Origin of the sequence: Streptomyces poriticola, from assembly GCF_036689765.1 — a bacterium.
Classification (GTDB): domain Bacteria; phylum Actinomycetota; class Actinomycetes; order Streptomycetales; family Streptomycetaceae; genus Streptomyces; species Streptomyces poriticola.
In genome coordinates this window covers 44,442-67,626 of sequence record NZ_JBAGKH010000015.1, presented here as the reverse complement: position 1 = coordinate 67,626, position 23,185 = coordinate 44,442, and the positions used below count along the sequence as shown (strand labels likewise).

Genomic DNA, 23,185 nt, shown 5'->3' with positions numbered 1-23,185 from the left:
CATCATCGCACTGGCCCGACCGGCGCCGTACGGCAGGTCCGCAAGATGCCGTACGACCGGAAGATCACCATCTGTCGCGGCCTGCCACGGAGTGCCCACGCAGACCGCGCATACACCGACTGCCGCGCGGGCGCATCCGCCGTACGGACGGTGTTGCGCCGGACCGGCGCTTACGCGGAGGCACCCGGGGCAATACGTAACGGTATGTCGAGCCGTGGCCGGGAGGCTGGAGCATGAGCATCTGGTGGTCACTCCATCTGCGGCGCGAGGCTGCGAGCGTGCCCCTGGCACGCCGCCTGCTGCTCGGCACGATGGAGTCGGCGGGAGTCGACCCCGACATCTCCTTCGACCTCTCCGTCGCCCTCAGCGAGGCCTGCGCCAACGCCGTCGAGCACGGCGGGGACGGTGGACCGGACGGCCCCTGCAAGGCCTACCGGGTCACTGCCTATCTGGACGGTGAGCGCTGCCGGATCGAGGTCGACGACACCGGTCCCGGCTTTCCCGCCGACCTGCCCGGCTGCCCGGCGGGTCCGGTCCACCGCCCGGCCGCCGACGCCGAGGACGGCCGCGGCCTGTGTCTCATCCGGGAACTCGCCGACCACGTCCACATCGGCAACAAGCCGGGCAGCGGCGGGGCCGTGGTGAGCTTCGACAAGATCCTCAAATGGAGAGAGGACGCGCCGCTGGTGGCGGTGTGACACCACGGGCGGCGCGTCCTGCCGGGGGCCTGCCCCGGTCTGTCGTTTCCGCGTGCTTTCTGCGGCCCCAGGGCTGTTGTACGGCTATTGGTCGGCAGTGCGACCATTGGTCCGCCATGCGGACTTTGATCCGCTCTGCGGCTCTCTGAGTGCTCTGCGGCTCTCTGATCGCTCTGCGGCTCCCCGAACGCCCTGCGGGCCTCGGGCCGTCCTGCGGTGTCAGCCCTTCAGCCGGGCCATCCAGGCCTCGACCTCGTCCGACCGCCGAGGCAGGGCGGCCGACAGGTTCCGGTTGCCGCCTTCGGTGACCAGGATGTCGTCCTCGATCCGCACGCCGATGCCGCGGTACTCCTCCGGCACGGTCAGGTCGTCGGCCTGGAAGTACAGGCCCGGCTCGACCGTGAGCACCATGCCGGGCTCCAGGACGCCGTCCACGTACGCCTCGGTCCGTGCAGCGGCGCAGTCGTGGACGTCCATGCCGAGCATGTGCCCGGTGCCGTGCAGCGTCCAGCGGCGCTGCAGGCCCAGCTCCAGCACCCGCTCGACCGGGCCCTCGACCAGACCCCACTCGACCAGCTTCTCGGCCAGCACGCGCTGCGCGGCGTCGTGGAAGTCGCGGTACTTGGCGCCGGGCCCGACCGCCGCGATACCGGCCTCCTGGGCCTCGTACACCGCGTCGTAGATCTTCCTCTGCAGTTCGCTGTAGTGGCCGTTGACCGGCAGCGTGCGCGTGACGTCGGCGGTGTAGTAGGTGTGCGTCTCCACACCCGCGTCGAGCAGCAGCAGGTCGCCGGCGCGGACCGGGCCGTCGTTCCGCACCCAGTGCAGCGTGCAGGCGTGCGGGCCGGCGGCGCAGATGGACCCGTAGCCGATGTCGTTGCCCTCCACGCGCGCGCGGAGGAAGAACGTGCCCTCGATGTACCGCTCGCTGGTGGCCTCCGCCTTGTCGAGGACCTTCACGACGTCCTCGAAGCCGCGCACGGTCGAGTCGACGGCCTTCTGCAGCTCGCCGACCTCGAAGTCGTCCTTGACCAGCCGCATCTCGGACAGGAAGACGCGCAACTCCTCGTCGCGCTCGGCGGTGACCTTGTCGGTCAGCGCGGCCTCGATCCCGGCGTCGTGGCCGCGCACGACGCGCACCGGGCCGGTGGCCTCGCGCAGCGCGTCGGCCAGCTCGCGCACGTCGGAGGCCGGGATGCCGTAGAGCTTCTCCGCCTCGGTGAGGGAGTGGCGGCGGCCGACCCACAGCTCGCCCTGGCCGTCCAGCCAGAACTCGCCGTTCTCGCGGTCGGAGCGCGGCAGCAGGTACAGCGTGGCCCGGTGGCCGTCCGAGGCGGGCTCCAGCACGAGGACGCCGTCCTCGGTCTGGTTGCCGGTGAGGTAGGCGTACTCGACGGAGGCGCGGAAGGCGTACTCGGTGTCGTTGGAGCGCGTCTTGAGGTTGCCCGCGGGGATGACCAGACGCTCGCCGGGGAAGCGCGCGGAGAGGGCGGCTCGGCGGCCGGCGGTCTCGGCGGCCTGGGCGATCGGCTCGAGGTCGTGCAGCTCGGTGTCGGCCCAGCCGGACTTCATGTTCTCGGCCAGCTCGTCGGACAGGCCCGGGTACAGGCCGTTCTTGCGCTGCTTGATCGGCTCTTCCTCAGCGGTCTCCGGGTTCGCCGGGAGCTCCTCCGCCACGTCATCCTCCTTGATACGGCACTGGACCGCTCCCCATCGTACGGTCGCCCGGAAGCCCGCCCAGGGCCGAAGGGTCTGTCGCACCCTGGCCGGATGCGTGGCGTACCGTGCGGGTCGCTGTCCGTTATCCGGACGCGCGACGTGCAGGCGCTGTGGGCGCTGCACAGGTGCTATGGAGGCTACATAGGTGTGCGACAGGCGGGGGCGTGGCCGAAACGGCGGCACTCACGGCCCTGCGGTCCGTTATTCGAACCGGACCGCCAGGAGCACGACATCCTCCTCGCTGTCCGCCCGGTCCAGCCCGTCCGGCAGGACCGCGCGCAGCACATGCTCCGCGACCGCGTCCGGTTCGTGGCGGGCCGTCCTCGGTACCCCGGCGGCTGCCGCGTGCAGCCGGGCGAAGGCGCGGTCGGTGGAGTCGCCGGTGCGGTGCAGCAGCCCGTCGGTGTACAGCAGAACCGTCTCTCCGGCTGCTGCCTGGACCTCCACGCTGGGCGCCTCCCAGCAGGCCAGCATGCCCAGCGGTGCGGAGACGGAGGTCTCGACGAACTCCGTGCGCCGCTCGCCGATCAGCAGCGGCGGGGTGTGTCCGGCACCGGCCAGGGTGATCCGGCGTACGGCAGGTTCGCAGTAGCCGAACAGGGCGGTGGCCGAACGGGCGGGCTCGGTGAGCCGCAGCAGCAGCTCCAGGTCGGACAGGACGGCCACCGGGTCCTCGCCCTCCATCACCGCGTAGGCCCGGAGCGACGCGCGCAGCCGGCCCATCGCGGCGACCGCGCTGGGTCCGGAACCGGTGACCGAGCCGACCGCGAGCCCGACCGCGGCGTCGGGCAGCGGCAGCGCGTCGAACCAGTCCCCGCCGCCGCGCGGCCCGGTGCGGTGCCGGGCGGCGAGCTGCACCCCGGCGACCCGCGGCAGGCGGGCCGGCAGCAGTTCCTCGGCCAGGGTCGTCATACACGCGCGCGTGCGCTCGACCTCCAGCAGCCGGGCCAGGTGTTCTGCGGCGAAGCGGGCGTACAGCCCGACGAGGTGCCGCTGCCGCTCGGCCGGTTCGGCCGGCTCGTCGTAGAGCCATACGGCGGCACCGAGCCGCTCGTCGCCGCTCCCGGCGTCCCCGATGTGCTGGGCGTGCTGCGCGTGCTCGGATCGGTGCGCGGTGTGCGCGGGATGCCCGGTGTGCAGCGGGACGGTGTAGCTGGCGGCGTAACCGAGCCGGACCGCGACCTCGCGGTGCCGGGGGTCGAGCCGCTCCTCGGCGAACAGGTCGGGCTGGGCGATGCCCGCCTCGGCGTCCGCCGGGCCCGCCAGGATCCGTCCGTACGGCAGACAGGCACGCGGCACGGTCTCCAGATGGCCGAGATCGGCGCGGGCCAGGCCGAGGCCGACGGTGGTGTCGGGGCCGAGCCCGTCGCCCGGTTCCAGTACGACGAAACCGCGCCGGGCGCCCACCAGGGCGGCACCGGCGCGCAGCAGTTCCTGGAGCGCTTCCGCGAGGCCGTGGGTGCGGGCCAGGCGCTCGGTCAGTTCGTGCAGTGTCGTGAGGTCCGAGACCCATCCGGCGAGGCGGTCCTGGAGGAGCGCGCCCGGGGCGCCGGGGGAGTGCGGTGAGTGAAGCGAGGCACCCGCGGCGGCGGGCGCGACAGTGTGTGCGGGGGCGGGAACCGTCGAATCGATTCCGGCCACTTTCGGAGGGTGCGGGGCGTTCATGGCGTACGGCTTTCCGACCGGCGCTTACTGCTCAAAAGCATCGCAAACCCCCATGTCATTCTGCGCCGCTAGCAGTGTCTCCACATGTACACGCACTCGTGAGGGGATGTCCAGCATTGTCCTGCTGGGATTCCTGGTGTCCGTGAGGTCTGAGCGACCTCCTTCTCGACCTCTTGCGGAAATGCAAAGTTGGCTTGAAACTGCCCTAGAGGACGGCTTGTTGCGGTCGACTGGGGGTGCTCCACGGAGCGTCACAACGGTCGTGATGGGTACGTACTCGGTGAAGGCCAGGGGTGGTTGGGGGCCGCCCGGAACCTGGCGCGGGGACCGGGCGTCCTATCCACCGACGACCGAACCCCATCCTCCCGCGGCGGAGGCGAAGAGAACTACGCGGGACGGCAAACGCCAGACTTCGCCACCCCGCGCCACGCCCGAGCTTTTGCGCGACGCAGTATGGACGTAACGGCCGGAACAGCGGTAACGGTCGCAACATCCGTTACGGCAGCCGGCCGCGGACGCAGTCAGTGCTCGAACCCCAGGGTCCTCGCAGTTCTAGGAGACCTCGAGGGGTTACGTGGGGTTCCCCCTCCCTCGGTGGGGGTGTGATGCGCCAACAGCTACGCACAGCGAAGTGATCGACTCATGGTGTGATGCGGCCCACGGTGTTGCCAGGCGTGCAACGGAAAGGAACGAGCGCTCATGCGCGAGATCCTCGGAAGGCGACGCAGGCTCCTGTCACGGCGCAACGGCGGGGGGCCTGACATGATCGGCGCGGCCCTGGCCTACGCGACGCAATGGCAGTGGCCCGTCCTCCCGGGTGTGGCGGCGGACCCGCAGGGGCGTGCCCGCTGCGGCTGCCCCGACCCCGAGTGCACCGTGCCAGGCGCCCATCCCTTCGACCCCGGCCTTCTCGCGGCCACCACCGACGCCCGCATGGTGCGCTGGTGGTGGACCAACCGGCCGGCGGCGCCCATCGTGCTGGCCACCGGCGGCCGGGCTCCGTGCGCGGTCTCGCTGCCCGCTCTGCCTGCCGCCCGGGCTCTGACCGCGCTGGACCGCATGGGTATGCGGCTCGGTCCGGTCGCCGCCTCGTCCGCCCGCTGGTCGATCCTGGTCAAGCCGTACTCCATGGAGCAACTGGGCGAACTGCTCTACGCCAAGGACTTCGTCCCCGGTTCGCTCCGCTTCCACGGCGAGGGCGGCTACCTGGCTCTGCCCCCGTCCGAGACCGGCCGCGGAGCCGTCCGCTGGGAGCGTGCGCCGCTGCCCGGCTCCGCCTCCCCGTGGGTGCCCGACGTGGAGGCCGTGGTGGACGCCGTGGTCGACGCCCTCACTCGTACGGGTGTGAGCGCGCCCGAGTTGTAGGGGTGTCGGGCGCGCGCGGAACCCCTCACCCGCCGGGGTCGTTATCGTCCGCCCCATGCCGCTTCATCCTGGGGAGCCCCCTCGTCCGGCCGCCGGCCACCGCCCGGCCGCCGGTCCCCGCGGGGAGCAGCGCGCCGTACCGCCGCGGCACCGCGCCCGGCGGGGCGTTCGTGACCGGCATGACACGCGTGACGGGCATCGTGCGCACGGCGTGGCCGGGGCCTGTGACGGGCCCGATGCCCGCAGGCTCCGTCTGTACGCCCTGGCGGGTGTCGTGGCCTGCGCGGTGGTGCTGCCCTACGCCATGGCGACCGCGGGGTCCGACGAGCCGGCGGGGCACATCTCCGCGGTGCGGGGCGGCGGGGACGGCAAGGGGGGCGGTGCGGGCGACGCTCCGGCGGGCGCGGGTGGGAGTGGTCCGACGGAGGACGCGGACAGCGCCCCGTGGGAGGGCTCGGCGGGCGCTGCGCCCGACGGCGCGGCCGACGGGCGGGAGAGCAGCCCGCGCGGCGAGCCGTTGCCCCCGTCGGGAACTCCGGTGCTTGCCCCCGGACTCGCCACCGCCGTGCGCTGCGGTCCGGAACTCACCTCTCCCGGCGGCATCGAGGCGCAGACCTGCGTACTGACCCGGGGGGAGGAGACCTGGGCGCGCACCTACTACCGCAATGCGACCGGCGCCGCACTGGATGCCGCGCTGAGTCTCATGGGGCCCGGCGACCGTACCTTGCGGACGCGCTGCGCGACCGGTGCCGAGGACGGGCCGGGCAGCTGCGAGACACCGCGGGTGCGCACGGACGGCGAACCGGCGGCGTACGCGGCCGTAGCGGAGTTCGCGAGGCGGGCCGGGTACGGGCCGCTGCTGCTGCGCTCCGGGAGCGACGGGCTCTCCGGGAGCGACGGGCTCTCCGGGAGCGACGGGCCCTCCGGGGCAACGGGCCCGTGGATACCGGCGGATGAGCGGTGAGCGACCGGCGGTGAAGGGCGGCGGCCGGGCCGGGCGGCGGGCGCGGACCCGGAGGCGGTTCCGGGACGGTCTCCGGACTCCGTCGCGGAACCGGTGCCGGTGCTGCTTCGGGCCCCGGCGAGGGACGGGGCGATCCGTCCGGTGGGGATCCAGGGCGGCTTCCGGCGCGGGGTCCGGCGGCTGCCGGCCGCGGGGACCCGGATTCTTTCCGGGCCGTGGATCCGCGTGCTTCCGGTGCATGAGTCCCGGGTGCCCGGGTGCTTCCGGTGCGCGAATCCGAGTCCTTCCGGTGCGCGAAGCCGGGTGCTTCCGGCGGGTGGATTCGGCGCCATGGAAAGACCCGGTTGCTGGCGACGGGGGATGCACCAGCAACCGGGCTACGGGAACGGTAACAAGAGATCGGCGGTTAGCAAATTCGATCTCAGCTTTTCCGGTCACCGACTGGCTTGTCTTGACCGGGAGTTGTGGTTGCTGTGACTGGAGTCACGCCTTACGGGGGCCGGGTTCGGGCTGATCGGTCGGTCAGCCCGGACCCGGCCGGTGCGGCCCTGCGTCAGTTGAGGGTGACCTGGCGGTTGGTGAGCCCGCCGCGGGCCCGGCGCTCCTCGGCCGTGAGTGGAGCATCCGTGGCCAGGGCCTCGGCGAGCCGCTCGGCGAACTCGGCCGCCGGCTTCTCCACGTCCTGGGCGCCGACCTCGCTCGGCAGGTCCCAGACCGGGACGGTCAGCCCGTGGGCCCGGAAGGAGCCGACGAGCCGGGTGCCCTCGCCGAGACTCGACCGGCCCGCCGCGTGCAGCCGGGCGAGAGCGTCCAGAAGCCGCTCCTCGGGGTGCGGCATGACCCAGCGCAGGTGGTTCTTCTCCGGTGTGCGGCACCAGTAGGCGGCGTCCACGCCCTGGAGCCGGACGGTCGGGATGGCGGCGGCGTTGGCCCGCTCCAGGGACGCGGACACCTCGGGAGTGGCGTTCTCCGCGTCCGGGACCCAGAACTCGAAGCCCTCGTGCACGATCGGCTCGAATGTGCCCTCCGGGTCGAGCAGCTCCTGGAGCCGCGGGGCGTCGGCGGGGGCGCGGCGGGCCTGCACCGGGGTGCCCGGCTCGGCGGTCAGGGCGCGCTGGAGGGTGTCGGCGAGGTCGCGGCTGATGTCGCCGGACGCGGTGTCGTTCTGCAGGCCGAGGAGGACCGAGCCGTTGTCGCGGCGCAGGGCCGGCCAGGCCATCGGCAGGACGGTGGCCAGGGTGACGGACGGGACGCCCTCGGGAAGGCCGCCCTTCAGGGTCAGCTGCACGGTGGCCGCGGGCACCAGCTCGCGCAGCGCCACCCAGTCGCACTCACCGGGCAGGGCCTCGAACGGGCGGTGCACCAGCTCGGTCACGGCCTGTGCGGCGGCCCTGCCGTGGCAGGCCTTGTACCGCCGGCCGCTGCCGCAGGGGCAGGGCTCGCGGGCGCCGACAACCGGGATCGGTCCGTCGATCTGAGGGCGCTTGGCCTTCGTCTGGGGTCGCTTCTTGGCCATCGTGGCTGTCTCCCGGTCACGGCTCTTCTCGTACGGCGCGAGCCTAGCCGTTCACCGCCCGACCGACGGGACCCTGTGGACAACCCGGAAGCCTGTGGACGACGGGGTGTGCGCCGGAGTGGCGCGGGCCGGGGTGGTGTGGATCAGGGTGGTCTGGGCCGGGGTGCGCGAACGCACCCGCAGCAGGGACCGGCCCGTCACCGGTCTGCCGCCCTCACCCGAACTCTTCGAAGGCGTCCGCGAAGTCCAGGCCGGGTATCTCGGACACCGCCGGGGCCGCCACCCGCGAAACGAAGTCGTCGCGGCGGTGCCCGGCGTCCGGGTCGTGCACATCGTCATGGACGACGACCCAGACCGTCACCTCGCCGCGCGCGTCGTCCCGTACGCCCCAGTCGTCGGCGAGCGCGGTGATGATGTTCAGCCCCCGTCCGCCGTGCGCGGTGACCGACGGGGTGGCCGGGGCCGGGCGGGTCGGACCTCCGCCGTCCGTCACCTCGACGACGAGCCGGCCGCCGGCGTCCACCCACCACGCGGCACGGACGTCACCGTCTCCGGCCAGGGCATCGCCCAGAGGCCGGCCGTGTTTGCACGCATTGCTCAAGAGTTCGGAAAGGACCAGTACGGCGTCGTCGATGACCGAATCCGCTACGCCGCCCGTGCGCAACTGCTCACGCATACGACGCCTTGCTTTCCCCACGCCCGCAGGGCCATGGGAAACGGCCATGCTCGACGACGTGGGCACCTCCTGTGCCGCCACCAACGCCACCCCCGAGACCTCCTTTGCCCCACGCCACGGTGTGGATGCCCCATCGGCCTGAAGCGGAAACCGGCCGATCGCCGTACGGTGACGCATTCGACACGCGACGACCACGGAACGAACGCGCCGGTGCACTCCCTGTAATGACGTCGATGTGCTGCGGCTGGATTCCTGCGCTGTGGCCGAGACGATGTGCTCGAGACGATGCGCCCGAGAGGTGTGGCCTGGGCCGCCGTCGGAGGAGGCGTCGGCCGGGGTGCCGTGCCCAGCCGTCGAACTGCTCGCCGTACGGTTCAGCGGCCCAGCCGGTCCAGTACCGCGCGGGGGCGGTTGGTGATGATGGCGTCCACGTCGAGACCGACGCAGAGATCCACGTCCTCGGGCTCGTTCACGGTCCACACGTGCACCTGGTGACCGGACTCCTTCAGGCGCTCGACGTACGCCGGGTGGTTGCGCACGATACGGATCGAGGGACCCGCGATCCCGATCCCCGCCGGCAGCCGTCCGTCACGCAGCCGTGGCGAGACGAACTGCATCAGATAGACGGTCGGCAGCGTCGGCGCCGCGGCCCGGACCCGGTGCAGCGAGCGCGCCGAGAAACTCATCACCCGGACCTGCGAATCCTCGGGCCGGGCCGGGGCATCGAGCCCGAAGCGCTTCAGCAGTACCAGCAGCCGCTCCTCCACCTGCCCCGCCCAGCGCGTCGGGTGCTTGGTCTCGATGGCCAGCTCCACCCGGCGCCCGGCGCCGGTCACGAGCTCCAGCAGCCGTTCCAGGGTGAGGACGGAGGTCTCCTCCCGGTCCTCGGGCCGGTGCTCCCAGTCGGGCTCCTCGTCGCGGCCCGACCAGGCCTCGCGGGTCTTCCAGGACCCGAAGTCCAGGGCGGCCAGTTCGGCGAGCTCCAGTGCCGAGACCGCCCCGCGCCCGTTGGACGTACGATTCACCCTGCGGTCGTGGACGCAGACCAGATGGCCGTCGGCGGTCATACGCACATCGCACTCAAGGGCGTCCGCACCCTCCTCGATCGCCTTCCGGTAGGCGGCCAGGGTGTGTTCGGGCGCCTCTTCGGAGGCTCCGCGGTGGGCGACTACTTGAATCCGGTGCTGCCGTGCGTGGGTCACCGCGTCATGGTGCCACCGCCCGGGGGTAGACGTGCGACCGGAGGGTCGAGATAGTGACCCTTCGGTCCCTGGATGCCCTATACAAGGCGTGTACGGCGTGTACGGCGTGTACTACGACGTCTACACGGACGTGCATGGGACACGCACAGGACGGTCACAGGGACGTGCCCGCGGTCGTGGGACCTATGAGAAACGCCACGGACCCACAGCTACCGCTTATGGTGCTCTGACGGCCCGTGGGAAAGGCTGACGGCATACAAAAGACCTGCACAGCGGCAACGCGCCGGACCGCCGGAACCAGCGCACGCGCGCGTGCGCGCGGAGACAGCGGAGTGCGGCGAGTGCCGCGAGTGCGAGACCGTGTGACTGTGTGACCGAACACCAGCCGTGGATCGAGGAGAGAGAGCTGTGAGCACCGAGAACGAGGGCACCGCGGTACCCCCGGCCCCGTCCGCACCCCCCGTGCCGGTGGATTCTCCCGCAGCCTCCCCGCAGCAGATGGGACCTCCGCAGAACGCCCCCGCAGCGCAGAGCTCACCCCCGGACCCCTCCTGGCCGCCGCCGTCGCCGCCGGCCCCTCCGGCACCCGGAGGTACCCCGGCCGACGGAGGCAACACCTACGGCCCGAACGATCGGGTCCCGGGCGGCCCCGGCCCCGCCGATCACCCGCATGCCGGTCCTGGCAGGCCCGCCGACCCGGGCGCCGGTGGATACGGCCCCGGTCCCGGTCCCGGCGGCCATGGCACCGGCGATCACGCCTCCGGCGCTGCTGCCGGACCCGGCGGCCACGGCCCGGGTGGCTACGGCGGTGCCGGTTACGGCGACGGTGGCTACGGTCCGGGCGGGTGGGGCTCTTCGTACCAGCCCCCCGCACCGAAGGCGGACCGCGGGCGCGGCGGTGTGGTCGCCGGGATCCTGATCGCCGCGCTGGTCGCGGGCGGACTGGGCGGCGGCCTCGGCTACACGCTGGCCAAGAACAACGACCAGTCCGGCTCGACGACGGTCTCCGCGCAGGACACCGGCGGCTCGCTCAAGCGCGACGACGGCACGGTAGCGGCCGTGGCCGCCAAGGCGCTGCCCAGCACGGTCACCATCCAGGCGGAGAGCACCAGCGGCGAGGGCGGCACCGGGACCGGGTTCGTCTTCGACAAGCAGGGCCACATCGTCACCAACAACCATGTGGTGGCCGGAGCGGTGGACGGCGGCAAGGTCACCGCGACGTTCCCCAACGGCAAGAAGTACGACGCCGAGGTGGTCGGTCACGCCCAGGGCTACGACGTGGCGGTCATCAGACTCGAGAACGCCCCGTCGGACCTGTCCCCGCTCCCCCTGGGCAACTCCGACCAGGTGGCCGTCGGCGACTCGACGATCGCCATCGGTGCCCCCTTCGGCCTGTCCAACACGGTCACCACGGGCATCATCAGCGCCAAGAACCGCCCGGTGGCCTCCAGCGACGGCAGCGCCGGCAGCAAGGCGTCCTACATGAGCGCCCTGCAGACCGACGCGTCGATCAACCCGGGAAACTCCGGCGGCCCGCTGCTGGACGCCAAGGGCAATGTGATCGGCATCAACTCCGCGATCCAGAGCGCGAGCAACGGCCTGGGCGGCACGGGGCAGGCCGGGTCGATCGGCCTGGGCTTCGCCATCCCGATCAACCAGGCCAAGTACGTCGCCCAGCAGCTGATCAAGACCGGCAAGCCGGTGTACGCGAAGATCGGCGCGTCGGTCTCCCTGGAGGAGACCACGGACGGCGCCCAGATCACCGAGCGCGGCGCCGGCGGCGGCGAGGCCGTGGAGCAGGGCGGCCCCGCGGACGTCGCGGGCCTCGAGCCCGGCGACGTCATCACCAAGCTCGACGACCGCGTGATCGACAGCGGCCCGACCCTGATCGGCGAGATCTGGACCCACCAGCCCGGCGACGAGGTCACGGTCACCTACGAGCGCGACGGCAAGCAGCACACCGTCGAACTCACCCTCGGCTCCCGCGTCGGCGACAGCTGACCCGCACGCGCGCGTGCGGAGCGGCTGACCACGCGGACCTGCGTCAGGCCCGGGTGCGGGACCCGCACGCGCGCGTGCGGAGCGGCTGCCCGGGGTCGGGTCTGCGGGCGAGAGCGTTCAGCGCTCGGCGGATCTGCCGAGCTGCTTGATCTTCTCGAAGGGGTAGGCCCCCACGATCACCACGGCCAGGCCGTAAAGAGCGAACACGACAAGCCCCCAGGTGGAGACCGACCTACCGCCTTCACTCAGGATGACGCTCCCGACCGGCACCAGCGGAGCGAAGCTGAGCACCGCGGCCCCCGTGCACCAGAACGCCACCAGTCCGTTGGCGCGCTTCCGCAGGACGGGGTCGGATCTCACTTCCGCGGGAACCTCGTACCCGTCCGACCTGTCGCAGACCCTGCCCCGGTACCCGATGCGGGCGGCCAGTGAACTGACCACGCCGAGCAGGAGGAAGCAGCCGGCAATGAACACGTAGGCCATGCTTGCTCCCTCTCCGTTTGCTCGTCGTGCCCGGGCGATCCTAAGGGCTCCGCGTCAGTTTGCCGGGGGGCGCCTGCTCTGCCCCCAGGGTGGCCCGGATGCCCCTGATCCGGACCTGCGGTGGACCACGGCCGACGCGAAACGCGTGAGGCCGGTACGCTGTACCCGCTCCGCCCCTGGTGGACGGTGCAGGAGGTGGGTTGCCCGAGCGGCCTAAGGGAACGGTCTTGAAAACCGTCGTGGCGCAAGTCACCGTGGGTTCAAATCCCACACCCACCGCGCTGATTGACGGCCCCTGACCAGGCACTACGGTCGGGGGCCGTTGTCGTTGGCGCTGCCGCTCGGCTGCCCGTCGTTCCCTGTGAGGTGTCTGCCGTCAGGGCGAGTGGACCGATACTGAGTTCTGCGGCGATCTCTGGGGCCATGTGCCTGGTCTCCATGGCCTACTTCTCCCCGCCCTCCTGCGTCTCGGTTGCCGCATCCCTTGCCGCAGCCAGCCCAGGGCCTCTCGGCAGGAGCGCTCATGGGGCAGCGGATCGCCGAGCGTCAGCCACCCGCCGGGTTCCGGGCTCACGTACCGGCCGAGCCTCTCTGCTCCGTTTGCCTGATCGCTGTCACGGACTCAGAGTGGACACAGGGCGGTTGGTCCGCACAGCGGAGTGTGGCGGCCAGAATCCTCTGCTTCGGTGAGCCTCAGGACGTTCCATGAGTACTCCAACACCCTCCCCGAGTACGCCAACACCTTCCCCTTCCCCTTCCACCGATGTACTGCAATCCTTGTCGCCGTCGCTCGTATTTCCGGTGGCAATTGGTTCTCTGATACTTGTCGCACTGCTGTGTTTCTGCTATCGGGTACTGGCCGACCGATGGGTGCGGCGAAGAGGGAATCTTCCGATAGAGATCGAAGTGATCCGTGACGAGAACGACCCGGCTGATGATGGTGTTCCGCCGGTTCTGCCGGAAGAGCACAAGCGCCTGGAGACCGATTTCACCCAGTACATCGCGGAGGACCTGAGTGAACTTCGCATTGCTCGGCCGCCTGGAGGGAGTGAGGTTTCCAGCCCTGCTACTTCAACGCACGCGGCGCCGGAAACGGTCGAAGGAGTGCTTGCTCGCTATATTCACCTCAGCCATCAAAGCAAACCGGCTCACGTAGTAAGGTTGCGTATGATTCGCAGTAGGTCCCGACGGGATCGAAGCGAACCCAATGGCTTCGCTATTTCTGTCCAGGTCATCGAAAGACCGCACAACACCGTCGAGGCGTCAAGCACCTTCGAGGCCAGAAGCTGGGAGGACGTCATAGCGCAGGCGGGATGCTACTGCCTGCAAGAGATTCGTCGCTGCCCCACAAATTTTCGACATTCTCTGCGCTGGGAGCAATGGTCGGGTGACCAGCGAGGCTATCGATTCTATCGGGAGGCGCTGCAATCTTCCATCAGCGACGGTCGGGACTGCGGAAGGGCTTCGTTCCGAGTATTCCGGAAATTTCGTAGAGCTCAGCGGGTTGAACCCCGAAACCTCAACATTCGCCTCCTTCATGCACAGGCTCTCGAGGCTGCTGTCGCCGAAGAGGAGAATATGAAGGCCATTGAGCTTTACAAGAAATGCCTTGAGGTCTGGCCTGAAAGCATCGAGACTCGATACCGGCTCGTCGCTGCATATATAAATTACGGAATGCTGGAGAAAGGGCGGGAGAGGAGTCAAGATTGGAAGATGTCCGCGAAGAAGGAGATCAGGGAGCTCGAGAAATCTTTGGGGTGGCGGAAGTCTCGCCTTCGGTGGCTTCGAGGTTTCAGGCCCGGTCGGGTCAGCTTGGGTGAGAGGAGGTACTGGGCTTCCTGGTTGCGGCACCGCCGGCCCGGATGCCGGTTCGGGCGAAGCAAGAGAAAATTGTTCCTTCGCGCCGTTCGCGTGATGAAGAAGTATCTCGAGGCGGTCGACGACTCCTCCGAATGTCCCCTGGCAAGCATGAATAAATTCATGACGGAGAAGAGGTGGGTGCCGGGGGCAGGGTGGATGGCTCACTATAACGCTGCGTGTTTCTATTCACATATGATCAAGAGAGGCGATGCGCACGTCGAAGCTTGTGTCGAGCAGGCCTTGATTCACTTGGGTAAAGTCGTCCGCAATCCGCTTTCGGAGCCAAATCGACTCTGGACAGAAGTGGACCCATCCTTGGATCCCCTCAGGAGTCACCCTAAGGGGCGGGAATTCATGAAGATCTACATGGGTCGCAACGAGGATTGACTCGGCGCAGGTTCTGGCGGGCCCTGGACGGCGCGGCACCGGACGTGCTGTCAGGGGCTTTGGTACAGGGCTGTGACCGGAATTGTGGCTTCCGTCATCGGTGGTGGGGTGCGTGGGCTGGTGGGGTGGCGGGATGCGAACAGCCTTGGCTCGTGCGGTCGTCGGTGTACTGTCCGTGGGTCTCCTGGTCGGTGCCTGTGGCACGCAGGTCACCGGGAGCGGCGGTGAGGACCGGGAGGCCGGGCGGTGTGAGCCGAGGGACGTCGACGCGCCGGGCCCGGACTCCGTTGCCGCGGCGGTCGGTTCCGGTGCCGGGGATCTGGAGCGGGACGGGGTGCGGATCGTCGAAGGTGATCCCGCATGGGCGGGCGAGGACGCGGAGGGCGGGGCTGCCGATCCCGACGAGGGAGGGCCTGCTGCCGGTCCGTCCGATGCGCGGTCGCCGGAGGGTGGTGGGATAGTCCGGGCTGAACCCCTGCCCGGCACCGAGGACATGGCCCGGTGCTCCACGCCGTACACCGTGACCAATGACCGGGCCGAGGCGATGACGTACACCGTTCGCTTCTCCTTCCTGTCGGAGCAAGGGCACGTGATGTCGCACGTCGAGGAGACCGTGGCGGACGTCGGGGCGGGGCGGACCGTGCGGCGTACGGTCACCCGGACGGGGATGAGCGGAGACGGCAGGGACCGGATCATGGTGCCGGACGGTGCCGCCGACGCGACGTACGTCCGGATCAGCGACGTGAAGCGGGTGCCCGCCGACGAGGCGCCCGCGCCGGCCGGGTCCTGCCCGGAGTCGGGGGTGCGGCTCTATGCCGACCAGGGCGACGCGGCGATGGGACTGCGGGTCGTGGGGCTGCATCTGGAGAACTGCGGCGGCCGTCCGTACCGGCTCGACGGGCATCCGGCGCTCGAACTTCTCGACGAGGACCACCGGCCCGTCGACGGCGTCGAGATCGTCCACGGCAGTGGTGACATCGCCACGCTGCCCGGATACGACGTCCCGGCCAGGGCGGTGACTCTGAAACCCGGTGAGTCCGCGTCGGCGGGCATGGCGTGGCGCAACACCACCGGGGGCGGCACGGCGGTGAACGTGCCGTACGTCCGGGTCGCGGCCAGGGACGGCGCCGACCCGGTGATGGTCGCGCCGGAGCTCGACCTCGGCACCACGGGCCGGTTGGCCGTCCGGCCCTGGACCAAGGAGCCGTAGGCCGCCCGGGACCGGCACACCGCTGTGCGCCGTGAGAGCCGTGACTCGGCCAGGCCGACCGTGCGGCTGGAGGCGCGGGGCGGGCAGGGGCGGGGAGGAGGGCGCCGGGGGCTGCCCACTCCGCCTGGGGCTGCCCACTCCGCCGGGGTCGGGCCGCCCCGCCGGGGTCGGGCCGCCCCGCCGGGGTCGGGCCGCCCCGCCGGGGTCGGGCGGCATCGGCCGTCCTGGGCTCAGGCGTGGCGGCCGGTCATCCGGGCCGCCGATGCGATCGTCGCCCTGGCCTCGCGTTCGGACAGGCCGGTGCGGAGGGCCGCGTCGACCAGCGGGGCGATGAGGGCGGGGCCGATGCCGTCCTCGTAGGCGCGGCAGGCCGCCCAGAACAGACGGGTGTTGCGCTGGCCCTCGTGGGCGGCGAGCACGAACTGCACCAGGCCCTGGCCGTGCTCACCGGCCGGCGGGGGCGTGGGGTGGTGCGTACGGGGCGGGGGCAGGAGCAGGCGCAGCAGTGCGCGCGGGCAGCGGGCCGGGGTGAGATGCGCGGTTCCCGGTGCGGTGGTGTAGGTCCCGCGCCGGGTGCGGGAGCCGGGGCCGACGAGGTAGCCGCCGGCACCGCGGACGTCGATGCCGGAGGCCAGCCGGCCCGCCGAGTTGGGCACCACGACCTCGGGCGGGCCGGTCAGCCACAGATGACGGCCGCCGCTGGGGGTCAGGACGACCACCGTGGGCGGGATCGTGAACAGGTGGCGCAGCGCCAGCTCGCGCAGTGCCACCGAGGAGTCCGGTTCCGAGGCGGCCCTGGTGTCGAGGTCGATGCCGATCAGATGGTGCGGGGGCAGCCCGCAGGCGATGCCGTAGCCGGTGGCCCAGGGGGCCGCGGCGAACAGTTCCCGGATGCGGACCGGGTCGCCGGAGGCGTCGTGGACACCGTGGCCGAAGCGTCCGCACTCGCCGTGGCAGCGGGTGGCGTGGTCGGGGTCGTCGTGGTGCGGTGACCGCAGGGCCGGGAGCTTGGTCCGCCCCAGCGGGATGACCGCCAGCCCGCGTTCGGCGGCGGACAGGGCGTGTGCGAGGGCCAGCGTCGCGGCCTGCCGGTCGGGGTTCCGGTCGGTGGTGGCCATGGGTTTAGTTTCGTACATATGTTCGAGAAAAGAAAGTGGGGTCGTGCGCGACGCGCCGGGGTGGGGGTGAACGCCGGGAGGTCTGGCGGAACGCTTCACCACTTGTGGTGCTTGAGGGGAGGCTGCCCCGGCCTGTCCCGAGCCGGTGCGCGAGGGGCGCAAAGGGGTTTATCGACTTGTCATCACGCTTGGGAGCGAATCACGCCTTCCGGGGTGGTTCGCCGGGGATTCGGTGGGCAACTCTGATCACGCGACGTCGTGCACGACAGCCGAGGCGGATGGCCAACTGCCTTGGTCACAGTCCTGGTTCAGGTTCAGGTTCAGGTACTCGTTCTGGTTTCTGGAGGAGCAACATGGCAAGCATCCGTACCGCCCGCGTCATCGCCGCCGTCTCCGCACTCCCGCTCGCCGCAGCCCTGTTCACCGGCGTGGCCACCGCGGACAACGGTGCCTTCGCGGACGACGGATCGAACGCGACCGCCTCGGAGGCCTTCGCCGGCATCATCGGCAGCGGTGTCGGCGGGGACAACAACGGCAACTCGTCCACCACCCAGCAGCAGGCGGTCGGTTCCGGCGCCTCGAACCAGAGCAACACCGCGCAGGTCGACGGCTCCGCGTTCACGGCCGTCAACCAGGGCAACGACAACGTCGCGGTCAGCTTCACCCCCCTGTGGTGGTGAGCTGAGGGACCGGTGGCGGCACGGGGAAGCCGGTGCCGGTCCCTCCGCTCCGAGTGGGTGTGCTTCATGGGGTCGTACGACGTCTGCGCGGCGGTACCGGTTCGGTGCCGCCGCGCAGACGTGCGCTGCGCCGTCGATGTCGCAACGTCTTGACGTCTCCCGGTTTCTGACGGACAGTCAGTTGTGTGGGAGGCGAGGTGACGGTGGGCGAAACCGCGGACGACGACGACCTGGAACGGCGGCTGAAGGCCCACGAGGGGCGTCCGGCCGTCGTGGGCGGCAGCGGCAAGGACCCCGTCAACGCCCCCATGATCCGGCACTGGTGCGAGGCGCTCGGCGACACCAACCCCGCCTACACCGGCCCGGACGCGATCGCCCCGCCCACCATGCTCCAGGCGTGGACGATGGGCGGTCTGTCCGGGAACCCGGGGCGTTCGGCGGCCTTCGACGCGCTGCTCGGCCTGCTGGACTCGGCCGGCTGCACCGCGGTCGTCGCCACCGACTGCGAGCAGGAGTACCTGCGCCCGCTGCGGCACGGGGACGAGGTCCGCTTCGACACGGTGGTGGAGTCGGTCTCGGGCCGGAAGACGACCAAGCTGGGCGCGGGCCACTTCGTCACCACCCGTACTGACATCCGCGTCGGCGCCGAGCCCGTCGGCACACACCGCTTCCGCATCCTCAAGTACGCCCCGGCGCCACGCCCGGCCGGGGGCCCGGTCCCACGCCCGGCCCGGCGGCCGGCCGGACGCCCTACTCCCGCCCCGCTCCGCCCCCGCCCCGTCGTCAACCGCGACAACGCGGCCTTCTGGGAGGGAGTCGAGCGGCATCGGCTGCTCGTCCAGCGATGTGCCGACTGCGCAACCCTGCGATTCCCCTGGCTGCCGGGGTGCAACCGGTGCGGCTGCCCGAGGTGGGAGCCGGTCGAGGCGAGCGGCGAGGGCACCGTCCACTCCTACACCGTCCTGCACCACCCGCCGTTCCCCGCCTTCGACCCGCCCTACGCGGTCGGGCTGGTCGAACTCGCCGAGGGGGTCCGGATGATCAGCAACGTGGTGGGGGTCCCGTACGACAAGGTGCGGATCGGGATGCCGGTGCGGGTCGAGTTCCGGCGGTACGACGAGGAGCTCGTGCTGCCCGTGTTCCGTCCCCGGGGCGACGCCGGGTACGAGGACGGCGGATACGAGGACGGCGGATACGAGGACGGCGGATACGAGGACGGCGGATACGAGGACGGCGGATACGAGACGGGCGGCGACGCGGGTGACGAGGCCCGGGGTGCGGACGCCGGTGCGGACGGTGACGTGCTGCCGCCGCTGGAGGTACCGGTCACCCGCCTGCTGATCGTCGCCGGGGCGATCGCCTCCCGCGACTACCAGGACGTGCACCACGATGCCGAGGCGGCCCGGGAGAAGGGCGCGCCCGACATCTTCATGAACATCCTGACGACGGGCGGGCTGGTCGGCCGCTACCTCACCGATCACTTCGGTCCGCACGCGGTACTGCGCCGGCTGGCCGTGCGCCTGGGCGCGCCCAACCACCCTGGCGACACGATGCTCCTGACGGGCTCCGTCGAGGAGGTCGCCGACGGCACGGCTACGGTGCGCGTGGTCGGGACCAACAGCCTCGGCACGCACGTCACCGGAACGGCGACACTGACACTGGCCGCGCCCCCGGCGGACGGCCTGTACGCCCCTGACGCTCCGGATGACCCGGACGACTCGGACGTTCCTGACGGCCCGGACGGTCCGCACGGCCCTGACGGCCCGGACGGTCCGCACGGCCCCGACGGCCCGGAGGCCATGCCGGAAGGGGCCCGGATATGACCGGCCCGGCCGCCGCGATCGTCGGCATCGGCGCCACCGGGTTCTCGAAGGGCTCCGGACGCAGCGAGCTGCGGCTGGCCGTGGAAGCGGTGCATGCCGCCCTGGCCGACGCCGGGCTGGGCCCGGAGGACGTGGACGGCATGGTCACGTTCACGATGGACACCAGCCCGGAGATCACCGTGGCCCAGGCGGCCGGGATCGGCGAGCTGACCTTCTTCTCCCGCGTGCACTACGGCGGCGGCGCCGCCTGCGCGACCGTCCAGCAGGCGGCGCTGGCGGTGGCGACCGGCGCGGCCCGGGTCGTGGTCTGCTACCGCGCGTTCAACGAGCGGTCGGGCCGGCGCTTCGGCGCGGGCGTGCAGCGCCGGGAGCCGTCGGCGGAGGGGACGGCACTCGGCTGGACCCTGCCCTTCGGGCTGCTCACCCCGGCTTCCTGGGCGGCCATGGCGGCGCAGCGGTATCTGCACACCTACGGGCTGACGCCGGAGGTGTTCGGGCGGGTGGCCGTCACCGCCCGCCGGTACGCGGCGACGAACCCGGCGGCGTACTTCCACGGCCGTCCCCTCACCCTCGCCGAGCATGCCGCGTCCCGCTGGATCGCCGAGCCGCTGCGGCTGCTGGACTGCTGCCAGGAGACGGACGGCGGGCAGGCCCTGGTCGTCACCTCCCTGGAGCGGGCCCGCGATCTGCCCCGCCCGCCGGTGCTGGTCGCGGCGGCGGCGCAGGGCGCGGGACGGGCGCAGGAGCAGATGACCGGCTTCTACCGCGGTGACCTGGCCGGGCTGCCGGAGTCCCGGGTGGTGGCCCGCGGGCTGTGGCGGGCGTCGGGACTGGGGCCGGGGGACATCGATGTGGGCATCCTCTACGACCACTTCACCCCGTACGTGCTGATGCAACTTGAGGGGTACGGGTTCTGCGGACCGGGGGAGGCGGCGGACTTCGCGGCCGAGGCGCGGCTGCCGCTGAACACCCACGGCGGTCAGCTCGGCGAGGCGTATCTGCACGGGATGAACGGCATCGCGGAGGCGGTACGGCAGCTGCGGGGCACGGCGGTGAACCAGGTGCCCGGCGCCGAGCGGGCCCTGGTGACGGCCGGGGCGGGCGTACCGACGTCGGGACTGGTACTGACCGGGGACGGCTGAGCGCAGCGGGCTGCCGCCGGGCCGGGGGGCGGGCTGCCGCCGGGCCGGAGGGCGGGCTGCCTCGGGGCACGGGCCTCAGGGACGAACCCCCACGCACCCTCCTCCTCCCGTCCACCTTCAGGAGGTGCAGTCATCCCCACCCCTACAACCTGAGGGGGACTCCGCTTCGGGACCTGCGGGCGATCCGTCCACGGTCCCCTCGCTCATAGCGTTGAGCCATGACCACACCCGTCTGCACCAGCGCTTCGGACGCCGCCGCACCGGCGACGCAGACCTTCCCGTATCCGTCCTTCTCCTCGTACGTGCAGGCCCGCCAGCCGGTGCTGCTGCGTACCGCCCGGTCGCTGACCGCGAACCCGAGCGACGCGGAGGACCTGCTGCAGACCGCGCTCGCCAAGACCTACGTCGCCTGGGAGCGCATCGAGGACCACCGGGCGCTCGACGGCTATGTCCGCCGGGCGCTGCTGAACACCCGGACGTCGCAGTGGCGCAAGCGCAGGGTCGACGAGTTCTCCTGCGACGAGCTGCCCGAGCCGGAGCCGGTGCCGGGCGGTGACGATCCGGCGGAGCGGCAGGCGCTGCGGGACGCGATGTGGCGGGCGATCATGAGACTCCCGGCCCGGCAGCGCGCGATGGTCGTCCTGCGGTACTACGAGGATCTCAGCGAGGCACAGACGGCCGAGGTGCTCGGCGTCTCCGTCGGCACCGTGAAATCGGCGGTGTCCCGGGCTCTGGGCAAGCTGCGGGACGACGCTGAGCTGGGGTTTGTTCGATAGTGTGCCGATCTGTGGAGTGACAGGGAGGGTTCTGACCGGCATCGTGCGGTGATCGATCATCCCCGCCCTAGTGACATACCAAGTGGTATGTGCGCAGAATCTGCAGAACCCTTACCGCTGCGTAGGTTCACGCGCAGGCAATGTCGCCCCGGGAGGACACCGTGCTGAGCACGATGCAGGACGTACCGCTGCTGATCTCCAGGATCCTGACCCACGGATCGACGATCCACGGCACCTCCCAGGTCACCACCTGGACCGGCGAGGCCGAGCCGCATCGCCGCAGCTTCGCCGAGATCGGCGCCCGCGCCGCCCAGCTGGCGCACGCACTGCGCGAGGACCTCGGCGTCACCGACGACGACCGGGTCGCCACCCTCGCCTGGAACAACGCCGAACACGTCGAGGCCTACTTCGCGATCCCCTCCATGGGCGCGATCCTGCACACCCTCAACCTCCGGCTCCCGCCCGAGCAGCTGGCGTGGATCGTCAACCACGCCGCCGACCGCGTCGTGATCGTCAACGGCTCCCTGCTGCCCCTGCTCGCCCCGCTGCTGCCGCACCTGAAGCCGGTCGAGCACGTCGTCGTCACCGGCCCCGGTGACCGCTCCCTGCTCGCCGAGGCGGGCCCCGCCGTCCAGGTGCACGAATACGAGGACCTGATCGCCGGGAAGCCGACCACGTACGAGTGGCCGGAGCTGGACGAGCGGCAGGCCGCCGCCATGTGCTACACCTCCGGCACCACCGGCGACCCCAAGGGCGTCGTCTACAGCCACCGCTCCATCTACCTGCACTCCATGCAGGTCAACATGACCGAGTCGATGGGCCTGACCGACGAGGACACCTCCCTCGTGGTCGTCCCCCAGTTCCACGTCAACGCCTGGGGCCTGCCGCACGCCACCTTCATGACCGGCGTCAACATGCTGATGCCGGACCGCTTCCTGCAACCCGCCCCGATCGCCGAGATGATCGAGAGCGAGAAGCCGACGCACGCCGCCGCCGTGCCCACCATCTGGCAGGGCCTGCTGGCAGAGCTGACCGCCAAGCCCCGCGACGTCGCTTCCCTCACCCAGGTCACCATCGGCGGCTCCGCCTGCCCGCCGTCGCTGATGGAGGCGTTCGACAAGCTCGGCATGCGGGTCTGCCACGCCTGGGGCATGACGGAGACCTCGCCGCTCGGCACGGTCGCCCGCCCGCCGGCCCACGCGGTCGGCACCGACGAGGAGTTCGCCTACCGCCTCACCCAGGGCCGCTTCCCGGCCGGTGTCGAGGCCCGCCTCACCGGCCCCGGCGGCGAGCGGCTGCCCTGGGACGGCGAGTCGGCCGGCGAGCTGGAGGTGCGCGGCACTTGGATCGCCGGCGCCTACTACAACGGCCCCGACGCCGAGCCGCTGCGCCCCGCCGACAAGTTCAGCGAGGACGGCTGGCTGAAGACCGGCGACGTCGGCACCATCTCCCCCGACGGCTTCCTCACCCTCACCGACCGGGCCAAGGACGTCATCAAGTCCGGCGGCGAGTGGATCTCCTCCGTCGAGCTGGAGAACGCGCTGATGTCCCACCCGGAGGTCACCGAGGCCGCCGTCGTCGCCGTCCCCGACGAGAAGTGGGGCGAGCGCCCGCTGGCCACGGTGGTCCTGCGCGAGGGCGCCGCCGCCGACTTCGAGTCGCTGCGCGCATTCCTCGCCGAGGAGGGCAAGATCGCCAAGTGGCAGCTCCCGGAACGCTGGACGATCATCGAGGCGGTGCCGAAGACCAGCGTCGGCAAGTTCGACAAGAAGGTGCTGCGCAGGCAGTACGCGGACGGTCAGCTCGACGTGACACAGCTCTGACCGAGCTCTGACCGAGCTCCGTACGAAGCGGTCTCACGAAGCGGTCTCACGAAGCGGTCTCACGACGGGTGGGGCGC

At 71.2% G+C, this 23,185-nt stretch carries 18 protein-coding genes and 1 tRNA gene; 12 read left to right on the top strand and 7 right to left on the bottom strand.

Annotated elements, in window-relative coordinates; all coding sequences use genetic code 11:
* Nucleotides 1-233: 233 nt before the first annotated feature.
* Nucleotides 234-698 (top strand): ATP-binding protein, encoded by a 465-nt coding sequence (locus V5O46_RS19665; protein WP_332885931.1) that lies wholly within the window; start codon nucleotides 234-236, stop codon nucleotides 696-698.
* Between the two features lie 219 nt (nucleotides 699-917).
* Here V5O46_RS19665 and V5O46_RS19660 read toward each other — a convergent pair whose 3' ends face one another.
* The gene (locus V5O46_RS19660; RefSeq protein ID WP_332885930.1) at nucleotides 918-2,375 is read right to left on the bottom strand and encodes an aminopeptidase P family protein; all 1,458 of its coding nucleotides are present in this window, start codon (nucleotides 2,373-2,375) and stop codon (nucleotides 918-920) included.
* A 243-nt stretch (nucleotides 2,376-2,618) separates the two neighbouring features.
* Nucleotides 2,619-4,082: a PP2C family protein-serine/threonine phosphatase gene (locus V5O46_RS19655; RefSeq protein ID WP_332885929.1), complete on the bottom strand. Its 1,464-nt coding sequence runs from the start codon at nucleotides 4,080-4,082 to the stop codon at nucleotides 2,619-2,621.
* Nucleotides 4,083-4,781: 699 nt separating this feature from the next.
* On the opposite strand from V5O46_RS19655, the gene V5O46_RS19650 reads away from it, so the two are divergent.
* A complete protein-coding gene (locus tag V5O46_RS19650) occupies nucleotides 4,782-5,447 on the top strand; it encodes a bifunctional DNA primase/polymerase (protein WP_332885928.1) in 666 nt (221 codons plus the stop codon).
* Between the two features lie 211 nt (nucleotides 5,448-5,658).
* Entirely contained in the window at nucleotides 5,659-6,411 is a 753-nt protein-coding gene (locus V5O46_RS19645) for a hypothetical protein (RefSeq protein ID WP_332885927.1), read from the top strand.
* A 553-nt stretch (nucleotides 6,412-6,964) separates the two neighbouring features.
* On the opposite strand, the gene V5O46_RS19640 is transcribed toward V5O46_RS19645, so the two are convergent.
* From V5O46_RS19640 to V5O46_RS19630, 3 genes are all read right to left on the bottom strand, one after another.
* Entirely contained in the window at nucleotides 6,965-7,927 is a 963-nt protein-coding gene (locus V5O46_RS19640; protein WP_332885926.1) for a DUF5926 family protein, read from the bottom strand.
* A gap of 214 nt (nucleotides 7,928-8,141) precedes the next feature.
* The gene (locus V5O46_RS19635; protein ID WP_332885925.1) at nucleotides 8,142-8,780 is read right to left on the bottom strand and encodes an ATP-binding protein; all 639 of its coding nucleotides are present in this window, start codon (nucleotides 8,778-8,780) and stop codon (nucleotides 8,142-8,144) included.
* Between the two features lie 197 nt (nucleotides 8,781-8,977).
* Entirely contained in the window at nucleotides 8,978-9,805 is an 828-nt protein-coding gene (locus V5O46_RS19630) for a glycerophosphodiester phosphodiesterase (RefSeq protein ID WP_332885924.1), read from the bottom strand.
* A 408-nt stretch (nucleotides 9,806-10,213) separates the two neighbouring features.
* On the opposite strand from V5O46_RS19630, the gene V5O46_RS19625 reads away from it, so the two are divergent.
* Complete coding sequence (locus V5O46_RS19625) at nucleotides 10,214-11,806, top strand: S1C family serine protease (RefSeq protein ID WP_332885923.1); 1,593 nt, start codon at nucleotides 10,214-10,216, stop codon at nucleotides 11,804-11,806.
* Nucleotides 11,807-11,923: 117 nt separating this feature from the next.
* Here V5O46_RS19625 and V5O46_RS19620 read toward each other — a convergent pair whose 3' ends face one another.
* A complete protein-coding gene (locus V5O46_RS19620; RefSeq protein WP_332885922.1) occupies nucleotides 11,924-12,289 on the bottom strand; it encodes a hypothetical protein in 366 nt (121 codons plus the stop codon).
* A gap of 194 nt (nucleotides 12,290-12,483) precedes the next feature.
* Between V5O46_RS19620 and V5O46_RS19615 the strand changes: the two genes are divergently transcribed.
* The 3 genes from V5O46_RS19615 (at nucleotide 12,484) to V5O46_RS19605 (ending at nucleotide 15,746) form a co-directional block, all read left to right on the top strand.
* Nucleotides 12,484-12,568, top strand: a tRNA-Ser gene (locus V5O46_RS19615).
* Nucleotides 12,569-13,867: 1,299 nt separating this feature from the next.
* Entirely contained in the window at nucleotides 13,868-14,536 is a 669-nt protein-coding gene (locus tag V5O46_RS19610; protein ID WP_332885921.1) for a hypothetical protein, read from the top strand.
* A gap of 520 nt (nucleotides 14,537-15,056) precedes the next feature.
* A complete protein-coding gene (locus tag V5O46_RS19605; protein ID WP_332885920.1) occupies nucleotides 15,057-15,746 on the top strand; it encodes a DUF4232 domain-containing protein in 690 nt (229 codons plus the stop codon).
* 230 nt (nucleotides 15,747-15,976) lie between these two features.
* Here V5O46_RS19605 and V5O46_RS19600 read toward each other — a convergent pair whose 3' ends face one another.
* Complete coding sequence (locus tag V5O46_RS19600) at nucleotides 15,977-16,864, bottom strand: bifunctional DNA primase/polymerase (protein ID WP_332885919.1); 888 nt, start codon at nucleotides 16,862-16,864, stop codon at nucleotides 15,977-15,979.
* A 353-nt stretch (nucleotides 16,865-17,217) separates the two neighbouring features.
* Between V5O46_RS19600 and V5O46_RS19595 the strand changes: the two genes are divergently transcribed.
* From V5O46_RS19595 to V5O46_RS19570, 5 genes are all read left to right on the top strand, one after another.
* The gene (locus tag V5O46_RS19595) at nucleotides 17,218-17,544 is read left to right on the top strand and encodes a hypothetical protein (protein WP_332885918.1); all 327 of its coding nucleotides are present in this window, start codon (nucleotides 17,218-17,220) and stop codon (nucleotides 17,542-17,544) included.
* A gap of 197 nt (nucleotides 17,545-17,741) precedes the next feature.
* Nucleotides 17,742-19,367, top strand: a complete 1,626-nt coding sequence (locus V5O46_RS31970) for an OB-fold domain-containing protein (protein ID WP_408649019.1) — start codon at nucleotides 17,742-17,744, stop codon at nucleotides 19,365-19,367.
* Nucleotides 19,364-20,509 carry a lipid-transfer protein gene (locus V5O46_RS19580; RefSeq protein ID WP_332885917.1) on the top strand — a complete coding sequence of 382 codons (1,146 nt, stop codon included), beginning with the start codon at nucleotides 19,364-19,366 and terminating at the stop codon, nucleotides 20,507-20,509. The genes V5O46_RS31970 and V5O46_RS19580 overlap by 4 nt, the downstream gene beginning before the upstream one ends.
* Before the next feature lie 218 nt (nucleotides 20,510-20,727).
* On the top strand, nucleotides 20,728-21,285 hold the full coding sequence (locus V5O46_RS19575) for a SigE family RNA polymerase sigma factor (protein ID WP_332885916.1): 558 nt from the start codon (nucleotides 20,728-20,730) through the stop codon (nucleotides 21,283-21,285).
* Between the two features lie 140 nt (nucleotides 21,286-21,425).
* Entirely contained in the window at nucleotides 21,426-23,108 is a 1,683-nt protein-coding gene (locus tag V5O46_RS19570; RefSeq protein ID WP_332885915.1) for a long-chain fatty acid--CoA ligase, read from the top strand.
* Nucleotides 23,109-23,185: the final 77 nt, after the last annotated feature.